The organism is Mesorhizobium sp. M1329 (genome assembly GCF_040318035.1).
Classification (GTDB): domain Bacteria; phylum Pseudomonadota; class Alphaproteobacteria; order Rhizobiales; family Rhizobiaceae; genus Mesorhizobium.
The window spans coordinates 251,818-261,097 of record NZ_JAMYLN010000006.1 but is presented as its reverse complement, the minus strand read 5'-3'; the positions used below and the strand labels follow the sequence as shown (position 1 = coordinate 261,097).

Genomic DNA, 9,280 nt, shown 5'->3' with positions numbered 1-9,280 from the left:
TCTTGTCACACTCTTGCCAATTGACGCCAGGCGTCGCGGCTGCGTCGCAATTTTGAGCGGCAGCGGCGTTCTGCCAAGCAAACACAGTGCAAACCGCTAGAACCAAGCCGGATGTGCCGTAAGCTCTAGTTCGCCTCAAAGTCATTGTTGCTGGACCCCTGCTACTCGCCGACACTCACCCTTACCACATCTGCTGACACTCGAGCCACGGTGACCACATGGCTGTGCTCGCGGCGCAGTGGGTCAAGCCTGGTGTGAAGCTCCGCGTCAAACACCTTCGCGGCGAATTCTAGGCGGCCAGCTTACATTAGCCAGAGTGAACAGAACGTGGTTACGGGCCAGGCCTTCACACCTTCGCCTTGCACCAGCCCGCCCACCTAGCATGCCCCGCCATCGCGAACGGCCCAGCACGGGCGAAAGACAAGCTCCTTCCTGGCGCTGCGCCGCGTGCAGTCGGAACAAATGGGATCGACGCCGGTTAACAATCGAAGGGACCGCAAACGAAGCGGTATGATGATGATTGATATTTTTAGCTTCGAACTGGCCAATGCCAGGCTGCGCGTTAAACGGGCCGAGCGCTCGCTGAAGCGTGCGAATGAACTGTTGTTGAACGATGGCTGTGTCGCCGTCAATCTCGCGTTGTGCGACCGCATACGGTCTGAGCAAAAACGCGTCATTGAGGCCCGGGAACGCATGACGAAGATCGATCGGAATTGACCCATGATGCTCGCGACCCTCCACCTTGAAACTGCGAGATACGGCGACGAATATCGCGTCGCAAGGCTCGCGCTGCTGAGGCAGCAAATGATACGGCACATCAAGCGCACAGACGCCTCGGCGCAGAAAGTCGAACAATCGCTGGCAAGATTGGCCGAAGCAAACACGCTCGGGGACCGGCTCGCGCAACAGTAGGTCCGCGCGCTACCGTCGTTTGACGATGACCCCGTCATGCTGCGTCGCCAACAACAAGGCTGCATCAACGTCGCACCTGCGCTCGCTGGGCGTCGCGCCCCAAAAGCACAAGGCAGTCGTTTCGGCGAAGATCCAAGAAGTGTCGATGTTTTCACCTTCCTAGGGACGCAGCACAACGCCAGAATGAAGGCCGCGACAAGCAGCATGGCAGGCAGAGGGGCGCGCGAAGGCTACTGAGCGGCTTTCATCTCGCCGCACCCTTGCCTCAGATCAGCCTACAACCAATCGGCCCGCGCTTCACCAGAAGCACGGGCATTGATAGCTCGGCACCATCGCTGCCTCGTCTAGCGCGGGACCGCTTGTACTCCCGAGACCGAGCGCTCTGTTTCGGTGGAGAAAACCACGAAGGCAAAGATCAGCACGGCGGCAGCGACAATCATTGAGCCGGTGGCGACGATCGGCTCGAGTGCCGGATTTCCCTGCAGCATCAGGTAAAGCGCCGGCAGCATCACGACCAGGCCGAGATTATAGACGCCATAGTGGATCATCGCGCTCCTGCGGGCAGCCTTCGCCGGGTTCAGCGCATAATAGCCGCCGAATATTGCACTGGTGACCCAACCCAGCAGGTTGATGTGCGCGTGAGCCGGAAACGCGCCGTGATCGCCTGAAATTGCCATCTGCAGGCCAGCGGCAATTCCCAGAATAAGAAAGACGATGGCTGTCTTGAAAAAGAGTTCCGAAACCTTAGGCATGTCATTCTCCCAAACCCGTTTTGCCGCCGCATCATGCTTTGTTTCCGGCGACCTTGCCAAGGGGACCGTCGGGCCTGCCGAACCATTTGTTGGCAGCCTGACGGCCCGTTGGCGGCCGGCCACCGGGTCTGGCCGGTTTGCGAGGCCAGCCGGCAAAAAATATGCGCTCACGCTAATTTGATTGCAATATCACCCGCCAGGCTTCCATGTCGTTCTCACAAGGGAAGTGTCCTGCACGATGGTGGTGCCATACGCGCCAAAGGTCTGCCCTTCAGTGTTGCAGCAAGGCCTCGCCAAACCTCTCCCACAGCTGTGCGCAATCTGTTGCTCTGAGGCTGGGGGTTCCGAGTGGGCCATATCTGATGACGGCGGCGTGAACATCATAGCCAACGATAGGTGCATTGGCGACAAAGTGGATAGCCTCGCCCAATCGGCGAGAGCCAATTGGCGCATCGGTTTTGTTGGTGATGTCGAAGACACCACAAATATCCACTTCCTGATTTCTGGCTGCCAACGCAGCTTCCATTACCTGTTCGTGCATCATCGAAATCTCTCCTAACGGTCTAAGTCTAAGAACCGCGGCTTGTGCTGGCCCGGCAACTGACAACCGGCAAATCGAAGTGCCTTTTGCAGCATCTCGATTGGCTCTTGCTGCGAGCCACTCCGCCCGCTCCCGCGGCAGGCCTATAAGGCAACTGCCAGCGAAATCCGCAGGCACGTCCACGGTCGCATCAAACACGGCCCACGTGCCAGTCGGCTCCTGAACGGGCAAAAACCTCATAACAGCGCCTGCTAATATACTATACCGACTGTGAGGACGGGACTTTTTTCCTGCATCAACTAAACGAATGAGAGCTGGTGTCGAAGTGCCGGGCGACGCTCGTCGAAAACAAGTCGTCGGCGACATCGCCAGGATCGAAGGTGCGCCTGAGCTGCGATCCGGCCGCATTCGGGGCTCGCCGACAGGGACAAGCACAAGATGCCGGAGACAAGCGCGGCCAAATGTTCAACCAGAATCGCGATTTCGTTGCGGATAGATGGTCTCGCCGCGCTTCAGCATCTCCACGAACGCCGCGATCTTCTTCTTGCGTCCCGCTTCGGTCTTCATGTTGTGGGTGCGGAAGGCGAGCGCGAAGCGGTTTTGCCCGCTGAGCTTTGCCAGCATCTCTTTCGCCCTGGGCTCGGCGTCTATTGCCGCCTGCAGATCGTCGGGGATCTTCATCTCCTTACCGCTCTTGTAAGCGCGCGCCCAGCGGCCATCGGCCTTGGCTGCCTCGACTTGCTTCAGCCCGTGCTCGGTCATCCGGCCCCCCTCAATCAGCCGGGCGACATTGTCGACATTGATCTGGCTCCAGGTGCTCTTCTTGCCGCGCGGGGTGTAGCGCTGCAGGTAGCTTTTGCCGTCCAACGCCTTTCGCACCGCATCGATCCAGCCCCAGCACAACGCCACATCGATGGCTTGCTTCGGCGTGATCGACGGCAGCCCCGAATCGAGCTTATGGATCTTGATCCAGACTTCGTCCTCGCTGTCGTGATGCTCGCCAAGCCAGGCATGGAAGCTTTCGGCATCCCTGAACTCGCGCACCTTGGTGGGGTCGACCTTGACGGGCGCCATCAGCCGGTCCGCCCGTGACACAGGTGCGTAACGACGCCCAACCCCTTGCCAGCCGCGCGCGCGCCCATATCAGTTCCAAGTCCGCAATCCGCAGGCCTGATGGTTCCCGCCGGCACGCATTCAGCCCGCACGATTGGGCGTGCCGAGGACATGGGATTTCGGCGGCAGCATGACGTCGTCGAATGTCTGCGTGAACATCGCCGCCGCAAAGAAAGCGACGGCGCGCAGGGTTTCGGTGCCGGTGTTGACGAGGTCGTGCCGGACCGGCGTCGGAAGTACCAGGACGCTGCCGGGCCCGACCGGGTGGGTGGTGCCGCCCTCCATATGTAGCTCGCCGGTGCCGGCGATGATGTATTGCGTCTCCTCTGTGGCGTCGCTGTGCCAGCCGAGCCGCTTGCCGGGCTCGATCTCGTAGACAATGACCGAGGACTGGGTGGTGCCGTGCCCGCCGTAAACCGCGAAAGCGCCGGCCCATTTGACCGACGGGTCGTCCTCAGCCCAAACCGTCGAACGTTCGAGCCTGTCGGATGCGACGACTGCTGTCATGGCTTCGTTCCTCTCAGCGAATTGCGAACACGAATCTAGATGATTTTTCTAGTCTGCGTCAGCAAAACTGGCTGCCAACCGTTTCCTCGCCCATTGCGCGTGACGATTTGTTGGGCCGCGATCCAACCTATTCTACTCTCGGGCCGGCTCACTGAGCCGATTCCCCAATGCAACCAAGCCTTTACCTTTTAGTCAGTTTGGAGTTGCCCCCTGCGTTGCGTTCGTGGTCCGGTACAACCAGGGCGCTCAATGCGACATTCGGCAACGGTCGCCTTACCGACCGTCAAAGCAACATACCGTCAAGCCAACACAGGAGATAGCAATGGGCATTTTCGACAGTATCAAAGGTGCGATTTTCGGAAACGCGGTTGCGGCCGAAGCGCCGCCGGCGCAACCGTCTCCCGCGCCTGCTTCGAGCACGGCCACCCAGCCGACGGCGCCTACCCGATCCGCTCCGGCTGCAACCCCGGCCCTGGCCGCGCCGGCCGCGCCGTCCTCTGCCCCGGACATCGCTGCCATTCTCGACAAGGCGGTGGCCGCAAAGGGACAAAAGCTCAACTGGAAGAATTCGATCGTCGATCTGATGAAGGCTCTGAATATCGACAGCAGCCTCGGCGCCCGCAAGGAGCTTGCCCACGAGCTGAACTACACCGGCGACATGAACGACACCGTAACGATGAATCTGTGGCTGCACGACGCACTGATGAAAAAGCTGGCCGAGAATGGCGGCAAGCTTCCGAGCGACCTGGCCGCCTAGAGTCATAAAATTGAGACCGATCCCGGCCGCCGGGATCGGTCTTTGGCGACGTGGCATGGCACAAAAGCGCTGCCGCCTCGCGCCTGGATTGCCTCGCGCAAAACCGACGATTTCGGTCGCTGGCCCCACGCTGGTAGGACCACCATTTCGCTGGTGAAACGCGACGTTCGGCGTATCATTCTCCCGGGAGAGGGTTCATGGTGGGAGGAAGCCAATGAACGTGGTGCAGCGGGTGACGGTCGCCGACTTGACGGCCCAAGAGCTTGTTTCATCTGCGCTTTCACGGTTCGGCGCCGGCGACACCATATCGACGAGGGCGATGCTGGACATCGTTCGCAGGACGGCCCCTGCCTGCCGCGACAGTGACGACGATCTGGTCGAGCTTATCGTCATGACGGCCGTTGGTAGGACCATGGGCGTCGTGTTCGACCATCGCTCCCATTAGCAATCCAGAACGAATACCAGGCTGCGCCCAGTGGCGGGCGGTTGGCAGCGCTGGGCGAGGGCGACACGCTCGAAGGAACTCGCTGAAATCTTGCCCGTTATGCTCTCGTTGAGATGAGGAGAGCTGCCATGGCCGACGACAAAACCAAGACCGACAGTCGCGACCGCTCACGAGTGGCGGGCGGCGAAGACTACGAGGTACGTCACTTCGCCGAGGAAGCGGGCATCACCCCGGAGCAGGCACGCACGCTGATCAAGCGCCACGGCACCGACCGCAAGGTGTTGAACGAAATCGCCGAGAGCATAAGAGCGTCGTAATGGCTGACAAGAAAACCGCAATGGCCGACCGCAAGACGCGCGATCCGGACGAAAAGGAGGCTCTGTGCCTGGCCGAAACCACCGACGTTTCGCCGAAGCAGGCGAAGGATCTGATGCGCAAGCACGGCAGGGACAGCCCGAAGGTCGAGAAGGAAGCCAAGAACTTCAAGGCCGAGGGCTGAACGCGCCAAGCCGGTTGGAAGCGCGGCATAGGGTTGTGGCCGCAATCTTGCGGCTTATCGGTTTTCTAACAAATTCGGCCTATCCCTTCCGCTATCGCGGCTCAGGGATGCCATATGCGCGGGATATCTGGTGAGGCGAGGCCGTCGATTGGCGACATACGGCATGTGAGGCTGGTGTTTTGCCTGCTGGCGGCGGTCGTGATGGCGGCGGCGCTCCTCGCCTTTGCCACCTCCCTCCTGCAGGATCCCGATAGCTGGTGGCACATCAAGGTCGGCATGGATATGCTGGCAAGCCGCACATTCCCCACTGTCGACATCTATTCCTACACTTTTGCCGGCCAGCCATGGATCGCCAAGGAATGGCTTAGCCAGGTTCTCTTTGCAATTGCCTTTGAAGCCGGCGGCTGGAACGGCGTGGTGCTGCTGGCGACTGCAGTAATCGCGCTGACGATCTTCTTGACGTCGTGGTATCTCAGCGCGTGGTTGAAGCCGACGCTGGCGATAGGAGTGACACTGGTTCTCGCGCTGGTGATCGGGCCGATCTACGTCGCCCGGCCGCACATCTTTACCTTGCCCATCATCGTCGTCTGGACCGCCGGTCTTTTTCAGGCCGCACGCAACGAGAAAGCGCCGCCTTTATGGTTGCTGGCGCTGCTTTGCCTGTGGGCCAATCTCCATGCCACCTTCACCTTCGGTTTCGTCATCGCCGCCTTCGCCGGCCTCGACCTCTTCATGCGCACACGCTTGTCGAACCCCCGGCTGCTGGCCAAGTGGATCGCTTTCGGGCTGCTTTGCCCGCTGGTCAGCCTACTCAATCCCTATGGCGTCAAGGCAATACTCGCCACATTCACCGTGGCCTATGGCAATGAGGCGGTGCCTTACATTGCGGAGTGGCAACCCTTCGACGCCTCGCGGCACACCCTCCAGGAGGTGGCCATGTTGCTGGCGTTTTTCGGGCTGCTCGTGTCGAGATTGCGCATTGGCTGGGCCAAGGCGCTGTTCCTTGTCTTCACGCTGCACGTCTATCTCACCCACATACGGTTCATGTATCTGTTCTTTCTTCTCGTGCCGGTGGTCCTTGCCGTCGAGGTCGCGCAACAATATCCAGCGCTTTCAGCCGAGAAATGGGCGGCGGAAAAGCGCGACGGACTTGAACAATTTTTCGCACGGCAATTTTCCAGGATTTGCGCTGGAATTGCCGTTTTGCTGGTTTTGGCGGCTGCCGCCTTCACGACCTATCCGGTCGTGCCGAGCCAGAAGACCTCGGCGAGGGACGCACTGGCCTTCGCCCAAACCCATAATCTGTCGGGCAATCTGCTGAACTCCTACGATTTCGGCGGCACGCTGATTTTCCACGGCATCAGGACGTTTATCGACGGCCGCGCGGATCAGCTCTTCCTGAATGGCTTTACGGAAACGGATGAGCAGACTGGGCACAGCCGGGGCAAGCCAATCCTGAAAGCGCAACTCGACAAATATACGATAGACTGGGCATTGTTGACCGCCGACGACAGCCGCATTCCGTTCTTCGACGAACTGGGCTGGAAGCGGGCCTATGCGGACGATTACGCGGTGATCTACACCCGCGCGGACTGATCCCCGGCAGCTTCGCGCGCCGGTGCGCACCTCCCTCCTGAAGCTGTGGCCAGCGCCGAGACGTCGAAATCCTTATGGGATTTTAATTTCTTTGCTCGGCGTCCCGTCTCGAACCTTTATGGCACTTTGATCCATATTCGCCGGAGCGATGTATCCGGCAGCCGATATGATGCGGCGCGCGGGCTTGGACAGTTTTGTCCAAGTTTACGGAACAAACAAAATATAAGGAAATGCACGGTGGACATAGTTGTTGTCGCGACTGGAATTGCGTTCTTTGCTCTATGCTTCGGCTACATCAAAGCCTGCGACAAGCTATAAGTTTAGGGGATCGTAACATGCTCTTCGACTATATCCTCGGCGGCGCCGTGACCTTGTTTCTTCTCGCTTACCTGACATACGCCCTGGTTCGCCCGGAACGCTTCTGATCTCCGCTGGCCAAGGAGCCAACCCATGACAATCAACGGATGGCTGCAGATCCTCGTCTATTGCGGGATCGTCGTTTTGCTGGCCAAGCCGCTCGGCGGCTACATGCATCGCGTTTTCAGCGGCGAGCGCACAATCCTGTCGTCAATTCTGGCCCCGCTCGAGCGCGGGCTCTACCGCATATCAGGGACCAGCGAGCGCGAGGAGCAGCACTGGACCTCCTATGCGGCGGCCCTGCTGTTCTTTAACCTGGCCGGCTTCCTGGTGCTCTATTTGCTGCAACGGCTGCAAGGCGGCCTGCCCTACAATCCGGCCGGCATGACCGCTGTCGAACCTGGGCTGGCCTTCAACACCGCCGTCAGCTTCATGACCAACACCAACTGGCAGAACTACGGCGGCGAAAGCACGATGTCCTATCTCGTGCAGATGGCCGGCTTGACCGTGCAGAATTTTCTGTCGGCGGCGACCGGGATCGCCATTGCGGTCGCACTGATCCGCGGCTTTGCCAGGGCCTCAGGCAAATCCATCGGCAATTTCTGGGTCGATATGACCCGCTGCACGCTCTATCTGCTTTTGCCGTTCTGCATCGTCCTGACGCTGATCTGTGTCTATCTCGGCATGCCGCAGACGCTCGCTGCCTACGTCAACGCGACCACGCTCGAAGGGGCGCAGCAGACCATCGCGGTCGGGCCGGTCGCTTCCCAGGTTGCCATCAAAATGCTCGGCACCAATGGCGGCGGTTTCTTCAGCGCCAATGCCGCGCACCCGTTCGAAAATCCCGATGCGATCTCCAACCTGATCCAGATGGTGACGATCTTTGCCCTCGGCGCGGCGCTGACCAATGTCTTCGGCCGCATGGTCGGCAACCAGCGCCAGGGCTGGGCAATTCTGTCGGCTATGGGCGTGCTGTTCATCGCCGGCGTTGCCGTCTGCTACTGGGCCGAGGCCGCCGGCAATCCGCTGGTCCATGCCCTCGGCATCGACGGCGGCAACATGGAGGGCAAGGAGAGCCGTTTCGGCATCGCTTTGTCGGCACTGTTTGCCGTCATCACCACCGCCGCGTCCTGCGGCGCGGTCAACGCCATGCATGACAGCTTTACCGCACTTGGCGGCATGATCCCGATCATCAACATGCAGCTCGGCGAGGTCATTGTCGGCGGCGTCGGCGCCGGCTTCTACGGTATCCTTATGTTCATCGTCATTGCCGTTTTTGTCGCCGGGCTGATGGTCGGGCGCACGCCCGAATATCTCGGCAAGAAGATCGAGGCCAAGGAGGTCAAGATGGCAATGCTGGCCGTGCTCTGCCTGCCGCTGGCAATGCTGATCTTCACCGCTATCGCGGTGGTGCTGCCGACCGGCGTTGCTTCCATCGCCAACGCCGGCCCGCACGGCTTCTCCGAGGTTCTCTATGCCTACACCTCGGCCGCGGCGAACAATGGCTCCGCCTTTGGCGGCCTCAGTGGCAACACGCCCTGGTACAACATAACGCTCGGCATCGGCATGCTGATGGGCCGCTTCCTGGTCATTATTCCGGCGTTGGCGATTGCTGGCTCGCTGGTTGCGAAGAAGACCGTCCCTGCCTCCGCCGGCACCTTCCCGACCGACGGTCCGCTGTTCGTCGGGCTGCTGGTCGGTGTCATCCTGATCGTCGGTGGCCTGACCTTCTTCCCGGCCCTGGCGGTCGGACCGATCGTCGAGCACCTGGCGATGATTCACGGTCAGACATTCTGAAACG

At 60.2% G+C, this 9,280-nt stretch carries 13 protein-coding genes; 9 read left to right on the top strand and 4 right to left on the bottom strand.

Features of this window, described 5'->3' with window-relative positions:
- Nucleotides 1-510: 510 nt before the first annotated feature.
- Together NKH21_RS08870 and NKH21_RS08865 are read left to right on the top strand one after the other, a co-directional pair.
- Nucleotides 511-717: a hypothetical protein gene (locus tag NKH21_RS08870; RefSeq protein WP_352665601.1), complete on the top strand. Its 207-nt coding sequence runs from the start codon at nt 511-513 to the stop codon at nt 715-717.
- A 3-nt stretch (nt 718-720) separates the two neighbouring features.
- Nucleotides 721-912: a hypothetical protein gene (locus NKH21_RS08865; protein WP_254816854.1), complete on the top strand. Its 192-nt coding sequence runs from the start codon at nt 721-723 to the stop codon at nt 910-912.
- 344 nt (nt 913-1,256) lie between these two features.
- Here NKH21_RS08865 and NKH21_RS08860 read toward each other — a convergent pair whose 3' ends face one another.
- From NKH21_RS08860 to NKH21_RS08845, 4 genes are all read right to left on the bottom strand, one after another.
- A complete protein-coding gene (locus NKH21_RS08860) occupies nt 1,257-1,664 on the bottom strand; it encodes a hypothetical protein (RefSeq protein WP_352665602.1) in 408 nt (135 codons plus the stop codon).
- Between the two features lie 271 nt (nt 1,665-1,935).
- Nucleotides 1,936-2,208: a hypothetical protein gene (locus tag NKH21_RS08855; RefSeq protein WP_352665603.1), complete on the bottom strand. Its 273-nt coding sequence runs from the start codon at nt 2,206-2,208 to the stop codon at nt 1,936-1,938.
- Nucleotides 2,209-2,670: 462 nt separating this feature from the next.
- Nucleotides 2,671-3,279 carry a YdeI/OmpD-associated family protein gene (locus NKH21_RS08850; protein ID WP_352665604.1) on the bottom strand — a complete coding sequence of 203 codons (609 nt, stop codon included), beginning with the start codon at nt 3,277-3,279 and terminating at the stop codon, nt 2,671-2,673.
- 120 nt (nt 3,280-3,399) lie between these two features.
- Nucleotides 3,400-3,825, bottom strand: coding sequence for a cupin domain-containing protein (locus NKH21_RS08845; protein ID WP_352665605.1), 426 nt, complete (start codon nt 3,823-3,825; stop codon nt 3,400-3,402).
- A gap of 322 nt (nt 3,826-4,147) precedes the next feature.
- On the opposite strand from NKH21_RS08845, the gene NKH21_RS08840 reads away from it, so the two are divergent.
- The 7 genes from NKH21_RS08840 (at nt 4,148) to kdpA (ending at nt 9,276) form a co-directional block, all read left to right on the top strand.
- Nucleotides 4,148-4,582, top strand: a complete 435-nt coding sequence (locus NKH21_RS08840; RefSeq protein WP_352665607.1) for a DUF3597 domain-containing protein — start codon at nt 4,148-4,150, stop codon at nt 4,580-4,582.
- A 214-nt stretch (nt 4,583-4,796) separates the two neighbouring features.
- Entirely contained in the window at nt 4,797-5,027 is a 231-nt protein-coding gene (locus NKH21_RS08835; protein WP_352665608.1) for a hypothetical protein, read from the top strand.
- 128 nt (nt 5,028-5,155) lie between these two features.
- Nucleotides 5,156-5,344 (top strand): DUF3606 domain-containing protein, encoded by a 189-nt coding sequence (locus NKH21_RS08830; protein ID WP_352502669.1) that lies wholly within the window; start codon nt 5,156-5,158, stop codon nt 5,342-5,344.
- Nucleotides 5,344-5,526, top strand: a complete 183-nt coding sequence (locus tag NKH21_RS08825; RefSeq protein ID WP_352864285.1) for a hypothetical protein — start codon at nt 5,344-5,346, stop codon at nt 5,524-5,526. Before NKH21_RS08830 ends, NKH21_RS08825 begins: the two co-directional genes overlap by 1 nt.
- Nucleotides 5,527-5,640: 114 nt before the next feature.
- Nucleotides 5,641-7,122 (top strand): hypothetical protein, encoded by a 1,482-nt coding sequence (locus NKH21_RS08820; RefSeq protein WP_352864283.1) that lies wholly within the window; start codon nt 5,641-5,643, stop codon nt 7,120-7,122.
- 335 nt (nt 7,123-7,457) lie between these two features.
- Nucleotides 7,458-7,547 carry a K(+)-transporting ATPase subunit F gene (locus tag NKH21_RS08815; RefSeq protein WP_023675300.1) on the top strand — a complete coding sequence of 30 codons (90 nt, stop codon included), beginning with the start codon at nt 7,458-7,460 and terminating at the stop codon, nt 7,545-7,547.
- 25 nt (nt 7,548-7,572) lie between these two features.
- The gene (kdpA, locus tag NKH21_RS08810; RefSeq protein ID WP_352864281.1) at nt 7,573-9,276 is read left to right on the top strand and encodes a potassium-transporting ATPase subunit KdpA; all 1,704 of its coding nucleotides are present in this window, start codon (nt 7,573-7,575) and stop codon (nt 9,274-9,276) included.
- Nucleotides 9,277-9,280 lie beyond the last annotated feature (4 nt).